Source organism: Paraclostridium sp. AKS73 (assembly GCF_025671395.1).
In the GTDB taxonomy this organism is placed as follows: Bacteria; Bacillota; Clostridia; order Peptostreptococcales; family Peptostreptococcaceae; genus Paraclostridium; species Paraclostridium benzoelyticum.
Map to the genome: position 1 here is coordinate 1 of NZ_JAIXHU010000084.1, position 983 is coordinate 983.

9 tRNA genes are annotated in these 983 nt (G+C 51.3%); all 9 read right to left on the bottom strand.

From position 1 onward, the window contains the following. Positions 1–127: 127 nt before the first annotated feature. Positions 128–204: transfer RNA gene (locus tag LEQ07_RS19630), tRNA-Met, on the bottom strand. Between the two features lie 13 nt (positions 205–217). Beyond that, positions 218–293: transfer RNA gene (locus LEQ07_RS19635), tRNA-Phe, on the bottom strand. Positions 294–298: 5 nt separating this feature from the next. Continuing rightward, positions 299–375, bottom strand: a tRNA-Ile gene (locus LEQ07_RS19640). A 5-nt stretch (positions 376–380) separates the two neighbouring features. Continuing rightward, a tRNA-Pro gene (locus tag LEQ07_RS19645) sits at positions 381–457 on the bottom strand. 29 nt (positions 458–486) lie between these two features. Beyond that, positions 487–562, bottom strand: a tRNA-Trp gene (locus LEQ07_RS19650). A gap of 10 nt (positions 563–572) precedes the next feature. Beyond that, positions 573–649, bottom strand: a tRNA-Ile gene (locus tag LEQ07_RS19655). Between the two features lie 7 nt (positions 650–656). After that, positions 657–733, bottom strand: a tRNA-Pro gene (locus LEQ07_RS19660). Positions 734–741: 8 nt separating this feature from the next. Then, positions 742–833 (bottom strand) — tRNA-Ser (locus tag LEQ07_RS19665). 9 nt (positions 834–842) lie between these two features. Beyond that, positions 843–931: transfer RNA gene (locus LEQ07_RS19670), tRNA-Ser, on the bottom strand. Positions 932–983 lie beyond the last annotated feature (52 nt).

Here is a 983-nt window from a genome sequence, read left to right on the forward strand (position 1 = left end):
GCTCAGCTAATCATTATCTGAATATCTGGCTTGGTTGTTTGTGTTTAATTCTTTAAAAAGAATTTATATAATTAACCTACTGTTTAATTTTCAAAGTTCTTAAATGTGTTTAAGTATATTTCTTAGATGGTAGCGGTAACAGGAGTCGAACCTGTGACCTTTCGGGTATGAACCGAACGCTCTAGCCAACTAAGCTATACCGCCACAGTTATATAAATGGTGCCCAGAGGCGGAATCGAACCACCGACACGGGGATTTTCAGTCCCCTGCTCTACCGACTGAGCTATCTGGGCATTTCTGGTGGGCCTAGCTGGACTCGAACCAGCGACCTCACGCTTATCAGGCGTGCGCTCTAACCACCTGAGCTATAGGCCCCCAATTGGTCGAGGTGGAGGGACTCGAACCCCCGGCCCCATGGTCCCAAACCACGTGCGCTACCAAACTGCGCTACACCTCGATATAATCTTATTTATATAATTGTTTTAGTGGCAGGGGTGGAGGGACTCGAACCCCCGGCGCACGGTTTTGGAGACCGACGCTCTACCAACTGAGCTACACCCCTATGCATTTTTTGGTGGACCTTCAGGGACTCGAACCCCGGACCTACCGGTTATGAGCCGGGCGCTCTAACCAACTGAGCTAAAGGTCCACATTATTGGTCGAGGTGGAGGGACTCGAACCCCCGGCCCCATGGTCCCAAACCACGTGCGCTACCAAACTGCGCTACACCTCGTCAATTATTGGCGGAGAAGGAGGGATTCGAACCCTCGCACCGGTTAACCCAGCCTAATCCCTTAGCAGGGGATCCTCTTGAGCCACTTGAGTACTTCTCCATATTAATTTGGCGGAGAGGGTGGGATTCGAACCCACGGCCCCTTTCGGAGTCACTGGTTTTCAAGACCAGCTCCTTAAACCACTCGGACACCTCTCCATTGGTGATCCATCCGCGACTCGAACGCGGGACACCCTGATTAAAAGTCAGG